At 66.4% G+C, this 16308-nt stretch carries 11 protein-coding genes and 1 tRNA gene; 9 read left to right on the top strand and 3 right to left on the bottom strand.

Going from position 1 to position 16308, the window contains the following annotated elements; translation table 11 throughout:
- Positions 1 to 2 precede the first annotated feature (2 nt).
- From nirD to cobA, 4 genes are all read left to right on the top strand, one after another.
- Positions 3 to 392, top strand: a complete 390-nt coding sequence (gene nirD, locus ACMDW7_RS11530) for a nitrite reductase small subunit NirD (protein ID WP_377302495.1) — start codon at positions 3 to 5, stop codon at positions 390 to 392.
- 392 nt (positions 393 to 784) lie between these two features.
- On the top strand, positions 785 to 3631 hold the full coding sequence (locus ACMDW7_RS11525) for a molybdopterin-dependent oxidoreductase (protein WP_377300607.1): 2847 nt from the start codon (positions 785 to 787) through the stop codon (positions 3629 to 3631).
- 88 nt (positions 3632 to 3719) lie between these two features.
- Complete coding sequence (ybiB, locus tag ACMDW7_RS11520) at positions 3720 to 4673, top strand: DNA-binding protein YbiB (RefSeq protein WP_377300608.1); 954 nt, start codon at positions 3720 to 3722, stop codon at positions 4671 to 4673.
- Complete coding sequence (gene cobA, locus ACMDW7_RS11515; protein WP_377300609.1) at positions 4673 to 5452, top strand: uroporphyrinogen-III C-methyltransferase; 780 nt, start codon at positions 4673 to 4675, stop codon at positions 5450 to 5452. The genes ybiB and cobA overlap by 1 nt, the downstream gene beginning before the upstream one ends.
- Positions 5453 to 5482: 30 nt before the next feature.
- Here the strand turns inward: cobA and ACMDW7_RS11510 are convergent, their stop codons facing one another.
- Entirely contained in the window at positions 5483 to 5956 is a 474-nt protein-coding gene (locus ACMDW7_RS11510; RefSeq protein WP_377300610.1) for a YciI family protein, read from the bottom strand.
- Between the two features lie 117 nt (positions 5957 to 6073).
- On the opposite strand from ACMDW7_RS11510, the gene ACMDW7_RS11505 reads away from it, so the two are divergent.
- Positions 6074 to 7297 carry an NAD(P)/FAD-dependent oxidoreductase gene (locus ACMDW7_RS11505; RefSeq protein ID WP_377300611.1) on the top strand — a complete coding sequence of 408 codons (1224 nt, stop codon included), beginning with the start codon at positions 6074 to 6076 and terminating at the stop codon, positions 7295 to 7297.
- Positions 7298 to 7383: 86 nt separating this feature from the next.
- On the opposite strand, the gene ACMDW7_RS11500 is transcribed toward ACMDW7_RS11505, so the two are convergent.
- Positions 7384 to 9576, bottom strand: a complete 2193-nt coding sequence (locus ACMDW7_RS11500) for a hypothetical protein (RefSeq protein ID WP_377300612.1) — start codon at positions 9574 to 9576, stop codon at positions 7384 to 7386.
- Between the two features lie 49 nt (positions 9577 to 9625).
- Positions 9626 to 10129, bottom strand: coding sequence for a hypothetical protein (locus tag ACMDW7_RS11495; protein WP_377300613.1), 504 nt, complete (start codon positions 10127 to 10129; stop codon positions 9626 to 9628).
- Between the two features lie 105 nt (positions 10130 to 10234).
- On the opposite strand from ACMDW7_RS11495, the gene dnaG reads away from it, so the two are divergent.
- The 4 genes from dnaG (at position 10235) to ACMDW7_RS11475 (ending at position 16298) form a co-directional block, all read left to right on the top strand.
- Positions 10235 to 12157 (top strand): DNA primase, encoded by a 1923-nt coding sequence (gene dnaG, locus ACMDW7_RS11490; RefSeq protein ID WP_377300614.1) that lies wholly within the window; start codon positions 10235 to 10237, stop codon positions 12155 to 12157.
- 400 nt (positions 12158 to 12557) lie between these two features.
- Entirely contained in the window at positions 12558 to 14996 is a 2439-nt protein-coding gene (rpoD, locus tag ACMDW7_RS11485) for an RNA polymerase sigma factor RpoD (RefSeq protein ID WP_377300615.1), read from the top strand.
- 113 nt (positions 14997 to 15109) lie between these two features.
- Positions 15110 to 15188: transfer RNA gene (locus tag ACMDW7_RS11480), tRNA-Ile, on the top strand.
- Between the two features lie 231 nt (positions 15189 to 15419).
- Positions 15420 to 16298, top strand: coding sequence for an HDOD domain-containing protein (locus ACMDW7_RS11475; protein ID WP_377300616.1), 879 nt, complete (start codon positions 15420 to 15422; stop codon positions 16296 to 16298).
- Positions 16299 to 16308: the final 10 nt, after the last annotated feature.

Here is a 16308-nt window from a genome sequence, read left to right as displayed (position 1 = left end):
AGATGGAGAGCAATCGCAACTGGGTGCGCATCTGCGCCGTGGACGACATCGCCCCGCTGGGCAGCCGCGTGGTGCGCCGCCCCAGGGGCGCAGACGTGGCGGTGTTTCGCGCTGAAGGGGACTTCATCTTCGCTGTGCTGGACCGCTGCCCGCATCGTGGTGGCGCCCTGTCGCAGGGGATCGTGCATGGCCACAAGGTGACCTGCCCGCTGCACAGCTGGAACATCGCACTGGACTGCGGCGAAGCCGTCGCGCCCGATGTGGGCTGCACGCCCACTTTCGAGACCCGTGTACTCGGTGGCGAGGTCTACCTGGACGCCGCGCAGCTCGACAGCATCGGCCTGGACGAGGCGCAGCCGGCCTGGTCCAAGATGGTGCGTCTGTCGGTCTGAGACCGCTTGTAGCCCGCATCTGAAGAGCCAGAAGTCCATTTCATGCGCCTTTCCAGAGCAAAGTGGCTGAAGAGCCGCATAGGACAAGCGGAGAGCCCACTTCGGACCGGCAGTGGGGCCCTGGCGAGTACGCCAAGGCTCTTCACCGGGCGTCGGGCGGTGCCCGACGAAGCCCCCGGTTCAGCGGAACCCCCATGTCGGACCGGCAACGGGGCCTTGGCGAGTACGCCAAGGCTCTTCACCGGGCGTCGGGCGGTGCCCGACGAAACCCCCGGTTCAGCGGAACCCCCATGTCGGACCGGTAACGGGGCCTTGGCGAGCACGCCAAGGCTCTTCACCGGGCGTCGGGCGGTGCCCGACGAAACCCTCGGTTCAGCGGAAAGCCGCTCTGAATGACGGCTGCCGCGCTCATCGAAACCCGAACCACCTGCCCGTATTGCGGCGTGGGTTGCGGCGTCATTGCGCAGCACGACGGTGTGCAGATCACCGGTGTACGCGGCGACCCAGACCACCCTGCCAACTTCGGCCGCCTGTGCAGCAAGGGCGCCAATCTGCACCTGACCACCCTGCCTGAAGTGGCGCAGACCAGCCGCCTCCTGACACCCGGGATGCGCGTTGAGCGTTCGGCGCCGATGCAGACCGTGAGCTGGGACAGCGCGCTCGACAGCGTAGCCGAGCGCATCGCACAGACCGTCGCCGAGCACGGCCCGGACTCGGTCGGCATCTATGTGAGTGGTCAGCTGCTTACCGAGGACTACTACGCCTTCAACAAGCTCACCAAGGCGCTGATCGGCACGCAGAACATCGACACGAACTCGCGTCTGTGCATGAGCAGCGCCGTGGCGGGCTACAAGGCCACGCTGGGTACGGACAGTGTGCCCTGCAGCTACGAGGATATCGATCACGCCCGGGTGCTCTTCATCAGCGGCAGCAACACGGCCTTCGCGCACCCGGTGCTGTACCGGCGGATCGAGGCGGCACGTGCGGCCAATCCAGACTTGAAGATCATCGTGGTCGACCCACGGCGCACCGACACCGCCGCCGAGGCCGACCTGCATCTGCCCATCCTGCCGGGCACCGATGTGATGCTCTATCAGGGCATGCTGCACATCATGCTCTGGGAAAGCTGGATTGATCGTGTCTTCATCGACGCCCGCACCGAGGGCTTCGATCAACTCAAGGCCCAGGTGCGCAACGCCACGCCGGCCGAGGTGGCGCGCGTCTGCGGCATTGACCAAGCCGCACTGCTGGAAGCCACACGCCTGTTCGCCACCCAGGGCCCCACACTCTCGCTGTACTGCCAGGGCCTGAATCAGAGCGCGGACGGCACCCACAAGAACGCGGCGCTCATCAACCTGCATCTGGCCACAGGGCAGATCGGCAAGCCGGGCGCCGGGCCGTTCTCGCTCACGGGCCAGCCCAACGCCATGGGCGGGCGCGAGGTGGGTGGGCTGGCCAACCTGCTGCCGGCGCACCGGGATCTGAGCAACCCCGCACACCGCGCCGAGGTGGCTGCGTTCTGGGGCATTGACGAGGTGCCCACGACGCGCGGCAAGACGGCGGTCGAGATGTTCGAGGCGGCCCGCACCGGGCAGATCAAGCTGCTCTGGATCGTGTGCACGAACCCGGCGCACAGCCTGCCCAATCAGCAGGCGGTGCATGAGGCGCTGAGCACCGTGCCCTGTGTGATCGTGCAGGACGCCTTCGCGTCGCCAGCCACGCTCAGGTATGCCGACATCGTGCTGCCCGCCACACCGTGGGCGGAAAAGGACGGCACCGTCACCAACAGCGAGCGCCGCATCAGCCGCCAGCGTGCAGTGCTGCCGCCCATGGGTGAAGCGCGGCACGACTGGCTGATTGCCGCTCAGGTCGCTCAGAATCTGGCAGCGCGTTGGGGCCGCCTGCAGCGCGGCTTTGCCTGGGCAGACAGTGAAGCGGTGTGGAACGAATGGCGCGAGCTCACACGCGGCACGGACTGTGACATCACTGGCATGAGCTACGCGATGCTCGACGCCGCGCCCCAGCAGTGGCCCTTGCGTGAAGGCGAGGCCACCGGTGCAGCGCGCCTGTTCACGGATGGCCGGTTCCACACGCCCAGCGGCCGAGCCCGCTTTGTCGCGCAGGGCTACAAGCCGGTGGCCGATCGTGTGGACGCCCAGTTTCCGCTTGCCCTGACCACGGGGCGTCTGCGCGACCAGTGGCATGGTCTGTCCCGCACCGGGCTGGTGCCCAAGCTCTTCGCCCATGCACCGGAGCCGCGCATCGAGATGAATGGTGCCGACATGGGACGCCGCGGCCTGCGTGAGGGTGACCTCGTGGCTGTGGAATCGCGCCGTGGCCGGCAGGTGCTGCCGGTGGCGGCTTCGGATGCCATGCGTTCCGGTCAGGCCTTCATGGCCATGCACTGGGGCGAGGAGTATCTGGGCGGGGCGGGGACGCACGGCGTGAACAGCGTCACGTCCGACGCGATCGATCCCGTGTCCCGACAACCGGAGCTCAAGCATGCCGCGGTGCGCGTGAGCAAGCTGGATCTATCCTGGCGTCTTGTGGCGCATGTGACTTGCAATCTGGCGGACCTTCAGCCGCGACTGGCTGAGCTGCGCTCGCTGCTTCTGGAAGTCGACTATTGGGCGCTGGTGCCGACCACGCTCGGCGAGTCTGCCGGCATCACCCTGCGCATGGCGAACGCCACGCGCCCGCCGCAGCCTGTGCTGGATGCACTCGGGATCGCGCTGAACCTCGCACCCGACGCTCGGCTGCTCCGCTACGCCGATGCACAGCGCGGCGTGGAGCGCCGCTTGCGCGTGGTGGCGCAGGGCAGTGCCGGAACAGACGCAACCGGCAGCGGTGCGCGTGCAATCTCCGCCCTGTGGCTCAGCGGTCCGCAGGATGCACTGGACGCGGAAGGCTGGCTGCGCAGCTTTATCGACACGCGGCAGGACGTCAGCCGCCTCGGCGCCGCGCTCCTGGCTGGGGGCTCTCAAGCGCCGGTGCCGGTTCAGGTGCGCGGTGCTGCGGTGTGCAGCTGCCTGGGGGTGAGCGAGCCCGCCATTCGTGCGTGCCTGGCCGAAGTCAAGGGCACGGCGCAGGAGCGCCTTGCAGCGCTGCAGGCCCGTCACCACTGCGGCACGCAATGCGGCTCCTGCCTGCCGGAGCTCAAGCGCCTGGTGACCCAGGTCCAGCCCGCCAAGGCGATGGGCGTGGTCAGCGAATCTGTTTCAGGCAGCCTGGTCAAGTGATCGCATCGCGGTACTGACGGCACCTGATCCGTCCCGTGAAAATGCAAATCCTCTGATTCATCACTGCGCTGGCACGCCGCGTGCTCAGATGCAATCCATGCAAATGGGCCAGTTTTCATCCGCCGCATTCATCAAGGACCTCGGCCGAGGCAAGGAAGGCGCGCGCTCGCTGAGCCAGGAAGACACGCAGAACCTCTGGGCCGCCGTGCTGGATGGCGCGGTGAGCGATCTGGAGCTCGGCGCGATCCTGATTGCGTGGCGAATCAAGGGCGAATCGCCCACCGAGCTCATCGGCATGTTGCGAGCGGTCGACGCACACCTGCTGCCCATGCCGGCCACTCAGCGCCCGGTACTGGTGATTCCGACCTACAACGGCGCACGCAACCTGCCCAATCTGGTGCCCCTGCTGGCGGGGCTGGCCGCACGGGCCGGTCTGAACGTGCTGGTTCACGGCCTGCAGGAAGACGCATCGATGTGGGGCGCCGAGCGCGTCACGACCTTTGAGGTCTGGCAGGCACTGGGCTGGCCAGTGGCATTGGACGACCAGAGTCTGGCGCAGATCTGGGCAGCCGGGCAGCCCGCCTTCATGCCGATCGATGCGCTGTGCCCCAGTCTCGACCGGCTGCTGTCCATGCGCCGAGTGCTCGGCGTGCGCAATTCCTCGCATACGCTGGTGAAGCTGCTGCAGCCTTTCCCGAAGGACGGGCTGCTGCTGGCCTGCTATACGCACCCCGAATACGCAGAGAGCCTCTCGCAGTTGTTTCTGCTGAACGGCACGCGCGCACTGCTCTCGCGCGCCACGGAAGGCGAGGCGGTGGCCAACGTGCGCAAGCCGAGTGTGATCGACCGCTATGACTCGGGCGCCTTCGACCGCGTCTGGGTGCCGGACGAATCCAGCAAGTCCTTCGACTTGGCGTTGCCTGAGCGCGCAGCAGGGCCCACGGCGGAGTGGATCAACACCATCCTCGAGGGTGGTCTGCCCGCGCCCGAGGCGATCAAGCGTCAGCTGGCGATCGCCCGCGCCACACTGGGAGGACTGTGATGTCCGGCAAGGTCTATCTCGTCGGCGCCGGCCCCGGGGATCCGGAGCTGCTCACGCTCAAGGCGGCGCGCGCCATCGCGCGTGCCGATGTGCTTCTGGTCGATGATCTGGTGAATGACGCCATCCTCGAACACGCCCGCGCCGACGCGCGCATCGTTCATGTGGGCAAGCGCGGCGGTTGCACGAGCACACCGCAAGCCTTCATCGAGAAGCTCATGATCAACGAGGCGCGCGGCGGCCACACGGTAGTGCGGCTCAAGGGTGGCGATCCGATGATCTTCGGCCGCGGCGGCGAGGAGCGTGCGCACCTCATGGCCGAGGGGATCGAGGTCGAGGTCATCAACGGCATCACCAGCGGCCTGCTGGCAGCCACGAGCATCGGCGTGCCGCTGACGCACCGGGACGACACCCATGGCGTGATTCTGGTCACCGGCCACGGCAAGAGTGCCGAGGACGGGGAGGCGCGGGTCGATTGGCGCGCCCTGGCTGCCACCGGCATGACGCTCGTGATCTACATGGGCATGGCCAAAAGCGAGTTCATCCAGAGCGAGCTGCTGGCGGCGGGGCTGTCCGCTCGATTGCCCGTGGCCATCGTGACGTCAGCGGGCACCGAGGCTCAGCGTGCCGTGGTGACCGACCTTGGTTCGATGATCGACAGCATTGCGGAGCACCGCCTCAAGAGCCCCGGCATCATCATCGTGGGTGATGTGGTGCGGCATGCAGATGCCGCGGTGCTCGAATCCACCGCGCAGGATGCGCTGGCGCGCAGGGTGGGTTGAAGCCGAGGGTCGAACGTCGGTTGGAGTACATCAGGGCCGCGGTGGCGTCAGCTTGCCGTGGATCTCATTGAGGGCCATCAGCGCTGCGCTGCCATAGAAGGCATGCAGTTCGGGCACCATTTCACCCTTGATGACCACGGGGTCCGTGCTGACCCAGACGCGTGCCTCATCGAGGCTTGAGGTCGCAAAGACAAACAGCCCGCGCCAGCCATCCACGCCGTCCAGCGGCCCGGCCTGCACCAGCTTGCCCTCACCGGCCAGTCGATTGATGTTGGCGAAGTGCCCCTTGAACATCTCGTCGCGCTCTGGCCCGGCGGGGACGCGGTTCGGCCCGGTCTTGAGAATCACGAGCACGTAGCGGCGCATGCCACGTTCGTCCGCCCCGAGCTTCTTTGCCAGTTCCGCGTCATAGCTTGATGAACTCTGAGCCTGCACGGGCATGGCCTGCGTCATGAGTGCGCCTGCCAGGAGGGCAGTGAGCGCTGCTGTGGCGATGGACTTCATGGTTCCCTCCGAGTCTCCGTGTCACGTGATGCTAGGCGCGCGTACGCGACGGTGGAAGCAGCTGCCTACACTGCACGCCATGTCTTTCACCTGCCCACACCTTGCGCTGTTCGTTCCATGCCGATGACGAACCGCTTTGATGCCATCGTCATCGGCGCCGGTGCTGCCGGCATGATGACCGCTGCCGTCGCAGGCCAGCTAGGGCGTAGCGTGGCGCTGGTCGATCACGCCGAGAAGCTGGCCGAGAAGATCCGGATATCAGGCGGCGGGCGCTGCAACTTCACCAACGTGAACGCCGGCCCTGCGAACTTCCTGTCGGCCAACCCGCACTTCTGCCGCTCGGCGCTGGCGCGCTACACCGCGGCGGACTTCATTGCCCTGGTCAGGCGCCACGGGATCGCCTTTCATGAGAAGCATCGCGGCCAGCTGTTCTGTGACCATTCGGCCGAAGACATCATCCGGATGCTGGTGCGCGAGTGCGAGATGGGTGGCGTGCAGTGGTTTCGGCCCTGTGCCGTGAGCGCGGTGACGCATGAGGCCGGCGAGTTCGTGCTGGCCACGGACGCAGGCAGCCTGCGCGCACCGAAGCTCGTGATCGCGACCGGCGGGTTGTCGATTCCGAAGATCGGCGCCACAGACTTCGGCTACCGCATTGCTCGCCAGTTCGGCCACAAAATCATCGAGACGCGGCCCGGGCTGGTGCCGCTGACCTTCAATGGCGAGCAGTGGGCGCCCTTTGCCACGCTGGCCGGTGCTAGCCTGGAGGTCGAAATCGAGACGGGTGTCGGCGAAGGTCGCAAGAGCGCGCGCGGGCACTTTCTCGAAGATTTGCTGTTCACCCACCGCGGGTTGTCCGGCCCGGCGGTGCTGCAGATTTCCAGCTATTGGGCGGGCGGCACGGCGATCACCCTTGATTTGGCCGCCGGGCGCGATCTGCGCGCCGAGCTGCTGGCGGCCAAGGCCGGTTCTCGCCAGCAGCTGAACACGGTGGTTGAGAGCCTGCTGCCCGCTCGACTGGCGAGTACCTGGCTGGCGCTGCAGCCCGCCTGGACGGCCGCAGCCACGCGGCGGATTGCGGAGGCCAGCGACAAGCTGCTCGGTGAGCTCGCGGCGTCGCTTACAGCCTGGTCTCTCGTGCCGACCGGCACCGAGGGCTACCGCAAGGCCGAAGTGACCCTGGGCGGCGTGGACACGCGCGAGCTGAACCAGACCAGCATGGAATCACTCAAGCAACCGGGCCTGCACTTCGTGGGTGAAGTCATGGACGTCACGGGCTGGCTGGGTGGCTACAACTTCCAGTGGGCCTGGGCCAGTGGTCACGCCTGTGGATCTTCGCTGTAGATTTGGCCGAAAACGTAACTTTACTCTGTTAAATAATCCGTCTTTCCGCTTATCTAAAGCCAATGATGCGCCATTTTGTGCATCATCTATTTCTGGCCGAAAACGCACTGATTGATCTCTGCGGCTTCGTCTGCAGGCAGCCGGCCCCAGTTTGCGGCAGCCAGCAGGCGCAAACGCTGCAGCAGCTGCGGTGACGCCGTGTCGCCCGAACCCGCTGCCGGACCGGCTGGGGCAAGGCGCGCTGCGACCTGGCACTCGATGTCGCGCCGCGCGCCGGAAGACAGCTGCCAGCCCAGGGGCAGTTTGGGTGCGCCGCTGCGGCTTTGCAGCGTGACGTAGACGAATACGCCTTCCACGAGCTGGCCCTGCGCGTCCTGGATGCCGTGGGTGACGTGCCACTCGGTATCCGCCAGTGCATGGCTGCCGCGCGCACTGCGCGTATTGAGCAGCGTGCGAATCGGCGAGAGCAGCTCGCCAAAGCCGGGCTCGGCCGGCTGCAGGGGCAGCGGGCGCAGCTTGCGTTCGCCGGGTGTGGCGACGACGGTGTCCGGGTCGTTGTCGATCTGGATCACGACGGGCAGCACGTTCAGCCGCTGTTTCGATGCCTCCCGAGTGGCATAGCGCACGATGTCCAGCAAGGTGGCGCTACCCGAGTTCTCGTAGTAGCCGCCGTCGACCAGGCGCAGCTTGCGCACTTCGCCGGTGGTCGGGTCCGTCAGGGCGCCCACGCGGCCCGCCGGAGAGACGTAGGTAAAGCGCGCGCTCAGCATGGCGGCTGTGGACAGGCTCACATGGCTTGCGGGGGCCAGATCCGCCAGCGTGAGCAGGCCGGTCAGCGCCTCGCCCGGCGGGCTGACCGAGCTGACCGCGACCCGGCTGCCGCCCTCCACCCAGGTCGTGTTCAGCAGCAGCGCCGGGCGCGGTGCACGCGCTGCCTGCATCAAGCCGTTGATCGGCAGTTCGAGCAGTGTGGGCTGCCCGGCGGTCATCGCGCGGCGCGCTGCGCGCTCCAGGGCTTCTTCCTGTGCGCGGGCGCGGTCCCATGCAGGGATGGGTACAGGCAGGAAGCGCTGCACGGCATCGCGAAACAGCATTGCGGCCACCACGGGGCCGAACAGGTCTGCGCCCAGGGTGTCGCGGCTGGCGTTGCAGAGCGTGCAGCTCACATCCGGAGGAGGCGCCTGCGCAAGGCCAGCCCGTGCCGCCGCGCCCGGCGCGTCCGCCGTGTGTTCAAGCGCGCTGGCGTACACGGCCGCGCCCACGCTGCCACCGGATACCCCGCTGATGGCGAACACATGTCGGGAAAAGCCGGGCAGCCGCGCATCCATCTGCGCCAGAACCTCGGCGGTCATGTAGGCCGCGCGAATGCCTCCCCCGGCGGCGGCCACGAAGATCATCGGCGTGGGCTGCGCGGCTTGCGGGTCCTGCCGCCCGGCCCACTGGCGCACCGCGGTGTCGAAGGCCGTGATGGGCTGTGGCGTGCCGGGCAGGGTGCGGACGGCGTGGTTGTCGTTCAAGTCAAAGAGGCTGATCAAGGCCAGCCAGGCCACCAGCAGGCGCAGCACCGGTACGCGAGCAGGAGTGCCCAGACTCACGAGTGCCGCCAGCCACGGCACGAACACGAAGGCCGAAAGCAGCACCAGCGCGACCGCGCCCAGGGATTGACCCATGCTCACCGCATCGATCGTTGACCACAGCAGCAGCACGAAGCCGGTTGCAATCGAACCGACCAGGGACACACGGCCCGTGCGCGCGATCCAGTGCTGGCCGAAGCGCTTGGCGTTGGCCTCAAGGACGCGGCGGCGCAGGTGCAGCAGATAGACCAGCAGCGCGGCCATCACGAGCGCGCCGACCGTGAAGCCCAGCGCCCACTGCGCCGCTGGCCCCGTCAGCCCGCTGCGGGCCTGCCAGCTGCAGGCGGCCAGACCCAGCCAGGGCAGGGCACCGATGCCGCGCGGCAGCCAGGTGCAGGTGCGCTGCACGCTGGGTTGCAGCAGCCAGTCGCGCGGCATGTGCGCTTGCAGCGAGATGCGGGCCCAGTACCAGTTGGCCAAGCCCGTCAGCCAGGCCATGGCGCCAACAAAGAAGGAATGCAGCCAGACGTTGAACAGCAGGTTGCTGCCGCGCACATCCGCCGCCAGGACGCGCATGACCTCAGGCATCTGCGCTGGCAGGCTGACGGCCAGCGCAACGAACAGCGAGCCCCAGAGCGGCACGCGCACCAGATACAGCACGTAGCCGATGCGGCGCAGACTGCGCCACAGGTTCAGGATCGCCATGGTCCCTCCGCAGTGCGTCGGGTACGGACCGCGGCGAAGGACTGCAGCCTCAGTCGAAGCGGAGCTTCACCTGCAGGGCCACCGCGCCAGTCACGTCCCGGATGGTCGGCACAGCGTAGAGGTTCAGGCCGAAGCGTCTGTACTCAAAAGACGCCATGGGCGCCGCGAAGGGAAAGGGCTTGCGGTCGCGGGCGGCGATGTAGTTGTTGGTGATCTGCGCCGTGGCGCCCAGCCGGATCGGCCCGAGCTCAAGTGGCGTCCAGTTGACGCCCACATAGCGGGACCACAGATAGTTGCTGTTCTTGTACGTGCCGAAGATGAGTGCAGTGTTCGGGCGCCAGAAGTACTCGAAGCCGAACTGCGGGTGGGTCTGGTTGAACTCGCTCTGGCGCTCGAAGTGCCGCGACACAGCGCCGGGCGTGAACCACCACTGCGTGTCGTAAGGCGCTGGGGTGGGCTGCTGCACGGCCTGTTGCGCACCCGCGGGCGCAGCAACGGCCAACGCCAGCAGCAGGGCAGACATGGTGTAAACAAAACGGTCCCTGAGCGTCATCTGGCTTCTCCTTGTCGGACACAGAATAGCGACGCGCCGGTAACAGTCGCTTGCACGCGAATGTGCGGCTGCGCCGACCGGGGCGCGCGGTAGGATCATGCCCCCATGATTCCGCAGTCCTTCATTGCCGATCTGCTCTCGCGCGTCGACGTCGTCGACGTCGTGGGCCGCTATGTGCAGCTCAAGAAGGGCGGGGCGAACCTCATGGGCCTGTGCCCATTCCACAACGAGAAGTCGCCCAGCTTCACGGTCAGCCCGTCCAAGCAGTTCTATCACTGCTTCGGCTGCGGCGCCCACGGTACGGCCATCACTTTCATGATGGAGTACCAGGGCATGACCTTCCCGGACGCCGTCGAGGAACTTGCCCGTCAGAACGGCCTGACCGTGCCGCGCGAGCAGCAGGGCAACCCGGCCGAACAGGCCGCGCGCCGCGAAAAGCAGCTGGGTCTGACCGATGTGCTGGCCCGGGCCGCGGCCTTCTTCAAGCTGCAATTGAAGGGCAATGAACGGGCCGTGAAGTACCTCAAAGGCCGCGGGTTGTCCGGCGAAATCGCCGCGCGCTTCGGCCTGGGCTACGCCATGGACGGCTGGCAGAGCCTGCAGGCCGCCTTCGACGACTACCAGGACGCCAAGCTCGTGGAGTGCGGCCTCGTCATCGAGCGCACGGACGAGGACACCGGCGAGGTACGCCGCTACGACCGCTTCCGCGACCGGATCATGTTCCCGATCCGCAACCAGAAGGGCGAGGTGATCGGCTTCGGCGGCCGAGTGATCGATCAGGGCGAGCCCAAGTACCTCAACTCGCCGGAAACGCCGGTATTCAACAAGGGCGCCGAGCTCTACGGCCTGTTCGAGGCGCGACAGGCGATCCGCGAGCGCGGCTATGTGCTCGTGACCGAGGGCTACATGGACGTGGTGGCGCTCGCCCAGCTGGGCTTTCCCAATGCCGTGGCCACGCTCGGTACCGCCACCAGCGGCATCCATGTGCAGAAGCTGCTGCGGCACACGGACCACATTGTCTACAGCTTTGATGGCGACAACGCCGGCCGCAAGGCCGCGTGGCGGGCGCTGGAAAGCGCGTTGCCCTTTGCCGCGGACGACAAGCGCATCAGCTTCCTGTTCCTGCCCAGCGAACACGACCCTGACAGCTACATCCGCGAGCAGGGTACCCAGGCCTTCGAGGCCGAGGTCGGCCGCGCCATGCCGCTGTCGGCCTTTCTGCTGCGCGAGCTGCAGAGTCGCCACGACATGGGCAGCATGGAGGGACGCAGTGCCATGATCAAGGAGGCTGGCCCCATGCTCGCGCAGCTGCCGGCGGGCGCGCTACGCCTGGCCATCATGCGTGGGCTGGCGGATGCCTCGCAGCTCAACCCGGCGGACATCGAGTCCTTGACCGGCCTTAACGCGCCGGTGCGCGGCGGGGACGGGCCGCGCAGCGGCTGGCAGCCCGATGGCGAGTTCAAGGGCGCTCCCTTCGGCGAGACGGGCGGCTTCAAGGGGGAGTGGTCTGGCGGCAAGGGCAAGTGGAAGGGCAAGGGCCGACAGGAAGGCACCGAGCGCGAGCGCATGGCCTGGCGGGCGATGGCCCGCGCACCCAGGCCGCAGACCCGCACGCCGGTCGATCAGGTCATCGATGCGCTGCTGCGCCTGCCCGCGCACTATCGAGCCGCTCGCGACCACCTGCTGATGTGGCGTGACGACCTGCCCGAGGACATGCAGCTGCTGGACTACACCAGCGCCAGCCTGGCCGACTTGATCCAGTTCTTCGAGAGCCTGATCGAAGAGCACGACCGGACCCCGACACCGGCCGACTTCAATGCTTTTGCCTCCACCGATTCGCAGATGGCCGAACGCTGGCGCGACGCCGGCAGACCCGAGGCCGACGCGATCGAGAGCGAGACCAGCCTGCTGGAAGCGGTCATTGTTTTGCGAAAAAGGCAACTCACTGACGCGCTTCGCGCCGCCTCTGCAGCGCAAAACCTGCAGCGCTACCGGGAGATCGAAACGCGGATCAAGGCGCTGGGCTGAATCCGGTGCTTGCGACAGCGCCCTTGTTCAAGCGGCGGGAGCTGCCCTGGCTCACCTGAGCCCATGCTCGAAAACGCTGTGGAAAATCCTAGAAACTGGCTTAAAATAAAGGGTTTTCCTGATCGCTTGGACGATTTGCATCTTTCTGCGTGACGAGCCCGGACAGCCCGGCCGCCGCAGACCCCGCCAGAGCCTGGGGTTGCTGGATTCCAAACGATGACACCGGACCGCAGGGCCCGCCTTTCACGGCGGCGCAGATTGCATCGAGCCGGGCCAGTACCTGCGTGGTGGGTACTCGGCGGAGACAGCCTCACCCTGCGGCCGTGCGCCTTGCAGGGCGGCTGTTCCAACCCAAATTGTCGTCTCGACCTCTTCTTGCCCATCGCCGGAACACTCGCCAATGGCAGACACCAAGTCTCTGAAGTCCAAGCTCATCGCCGCTGCAAACGAACTGCTGCGCGTCAACAAGCAAGCCCCCCAGGCCGCTGGCAAGGCTGCCACCAAGGCCACCGCCAAAAGTGCCGCTAAAACGACCGCGACAAAGGCGGCTGCCGCCAAGCCGACGGTGAAGGCTGCAGCAGCCAAGGCCCCCGCCAAGAAGGCGGCAGCAAAGCCGCAACCCAAGGTCGAAGCCAAGGCTGGCAAGGCGGCCGCAAAGCCGGCCAAGGCTGAGGTCAAGGACAGCAAGTCCGAGAAGGTCGCCGTCAAGGCCAAGGCCGTTGCCAAGCCGGCGGTTGAAGACGATGAGGACGAGGACCTTGCACCCGCCAAGCGCGGCCGCAAGCCTGCCGCTGACGCGCCCGCCAAGCCCAAGGGCAAGCCGGGCCGCAAGCCCAAGCCCCGCATTGACGAGAACGGCGAACTCGAAGCCTCCGAGCCGATCCTGGACGAAGAACCCGCTGATGAGGCCGTTGAAGAAGTCGTTGAGGAGAAGCCAGCCCGCGTGAAGGGCGGCAAGCGCGCGCGCGAGCGTCAGCTGATGAAGGAGTTTGCCGAGAAGCACGCCGGCACGCCCGAAGACCTCGAAACCAAGCGCAACAAGCTCAAGGCACTGATCAAGCTGGGCAAGGACCGCGGCTACCTCACCTACGCCGAAGTCAACGACCACCTGCCCGATGACGCGGTGGACGCCGAGGCCATCGAGGCCATCATCAGCACCTTCAACGACATGGGCATCGCGGTCTACGACCAGGCGCCCGATGCCGAAACCCTGCTGATGAGCGACAACACCCCGGTGGCCGGCGGTGATGACGACGCAGAAGAAGAAGCCGAAGCTGCGCTGCAGACCGTGGACAGCGAGTTCGGCCGCACGACCGACCCCGTGCGCATGTACATGCGCGAGATGGGCCAGGTCGAGCTGCTGACGCGCGAAGGCGAAATCGAGATCGCCAAGCGCATCGAGGAAGGCCAGAAGCACATGATCATGGCGATCAGTGCCTGCCCGACCACGATCAACGAGATCCTCGGCTTTGCCGAGAAGATCCGCGCTGGCACGGATTCCCCTGCTGCCTACGTGGACGGTCTGATCGACCCGAACGCCGACGACGATTTCAACCCGTCCGCAGAAGCCTTCGGTGACGAGGAAGACGAGACCGAAGGCGGCGGCCTGTCGGCCAAGCAGCTCGAGGAGCTGAAGAACGGTTCGCTGGAGAAGTTCGACCGCATCTCCAAGCACTTCGACAAGATGCGCAAGGCCTTCGAGGTCGAGGGCTACAAGAGCGCTGCCTACAACAAGGCCCAGGAAGCCATCAGCAGCGAACTCATGCTGATCCGCTTCACCGCCAAGACTGTCGAGCGCCTGTGTGACACCCTGCGCAGCCAGGTGGAGCAGGTGCGTTCGCTGGAACGCGCGATCCTGTCGATCTGCGTGGACAAGTGCGGCATGCCGCGCGAGTACTTCATCAAGTCCTTCCCCGGCAACGAGACCAACCTCAAGTGGGCCGACAAGGAAGTCAAGAGCGGCAAGAACTACGTCGTCATTCTCGAGCGCAATCTGCCTGCAGTGCATGAACTGCAGCAAAAGCTGATCGACCTGCAGTCCAGCGTGGTCGTCCCGCTGGCTGACCTCAAGGAGATCAACAAGCAGATGGCGATGGGCGAGGCCAAGGCCCGCAAGGCCAAGCGCGAGATGATCGAGGCCAACCTGCGTCTGGTGATCTCGATCGCCAAGAAATACACCAACCGCGGCCTGCAGTTCCTCGACTTGATCCAGGAAGGCAACATCGGCCTGATGAAGGCGGTGGACAAGTTCGAGTACCGCCGCGGCTACAAGTTTTCGACCTACGCCACCTGGTGGATCCGTCAGGCCATCACGCGCTCGATCGCCGATCAGGCCCGCACCATCCGCATTCCGGTGCACATGATCGAGACGATCAACAAGATGAACCGCATCAGCCGCCAGATCCTGCAGGAAACCGGCATCGAGCCCGATCCGCAGACCCTGGCTGCCAAGATGGACATGCCCGAGGACAAGATCCGCAAGATCCTCAAGATCGCCAAGGAACCCATCTCGATGGAGACCCCGATCGGCGACGACGAGGACAGCCACCTCGGCGATTTCATCGAAGACCAGGCCACCCTGGCCCCGGCCGAAGCGGCGCTGCACAACAGCATGCACGAGGTGGTCAAGGAGGTGCTCGACAGCCTCACCCCGCGCGAAGCCAAGGTGCTGCGTATGCGTTTTGGTGTGGAGATGAACACCGACCACACGCTTGAAGAAGTGGGCAAGCAGTTCGACGTGACCCGCGAGCGCATCCGCCAGATCGAGGCCAAGGCCCTGCGCAAGTTGCGTCACCCCAGCCGCGCCGACAAGCTCAAGAGCTTCCTCGAGGGCAGCTGATCGCAGCCAGACCATCCGGCAGCGTCGCGTTCACGAAGCGCTGCCGTAAACTTCAAAGGCCGGTTCATGCAACCGGCCTTTGTCTTTTGTGGGGGGCGCCATGCCCCTTCGGCGGGCCTCTAGCTCATGCTTGGTTAGAGCAGCGGACTCATAATCCGTTGGTGCCGGGTTCGACTCCCGGGGGGCCCACCAGCCGCGTCTGCTCCCGCCCGCCGGGGCAGGGCGCCGTGATCTGAGCGAAACACACAGCAATCGACTGCCGCCAGCGAGCAACCCGCGCGCAATCTGCAGGCAAGAAGCGCTCGATAAGCTGGGTCAATGCCGCGCTTTTCATCCTTCGGCCGCCTGACAGGCAGCGCCACACTGCCTCTCATTCTTCGGCCCTTCCGGCCGCCTGCCGGCCCCGTGCCACTGCCCGATGCCATGAACGCTCCCGTTGCTCCCGATGAAGTTGCCCGCGTGACCGCACTGGCCGACCGCCAGCTGGCCATCCTGCAGATCCTGGCGCGGCTTCCACAGTTGCCCACCATGCCCGAGGTCGCGCGACACCTGGTCAGCAGCCTGAACGACACGGATGCCGACCTGACCCCGATCCTGCGCGACGTGGGGCGCGACATGGTGCTCACCGCCAAGCTGCTGCGCCTGGCCAACAGTCCGCGATTCGGACTGGCCCGCTCCGTGGCTTCGGTCAACGATGCCGCCACGGTGATCGGCACCGAGGCACTGCGGACCCTGGCGCTGTCGGCCTGCATTGCGGGCAGCTTTCCCAAGATTCCGGGCTTCGGCCGCGAGGCCTTCTGGCGCACGAGCCTAGCGACCGGCGGCTACGCCCGCTGGCTGGCCAAGCCGGCCGCGGTGGACCCGGAGAGCGCCTATCTCGGCGGCTTCATGGTGAATCTGGGCGAGCTCGTGCTGGCACTTGCGCTGCCGGACTATGTGCGCATGGTGGAGGCGGTGCCGCATGCACCCGGTGCGCGCCTGTCCTGGGAGCAGGCGCGGTTCGGCTTCTCCCACGCCGATGTGACGGCAGAGCTGGCGGCACGATGGGGCTTCCCCCTGCCGCTGGTCGACGCCTTCCGCTTTGCCGCGGACCCATTCGAGCCACGGCGCTTCTCACGTCTGGCAGCCGTGATCCGCATGGCCATGCGCATGGCCGAGGTCGGCTCGCATGGCGACAAGGGCGATGCCGCTGTGGATGCGCTGCCTGGCGAGATCGTCGACCATCTGCAGCTGGACCGCGCTTGGCTGGTGGCTCACAAGCCCGGCTGGCCCGAGCTCGTGGCCGGGGCCGAAGCTTTTTGAACCGCTCCGC

The organism is Piscinibacterium candidicorallinum, assembly GCF_047549485.1.
GTDB classification, from domain to species: domain Bacteria; phylum Pseudomonadota; class Gammaproteobacteria; order Burkholderiales; family Burkholderiaceae_C; genus Piscinibacterium; species Piscinibacterium candidicorallinum.
The sequence above is the reverse complement of the archived record's forward strand: the minus strand, read 5'-3'. Positions and strand labels throughout refer to the sequence as shown.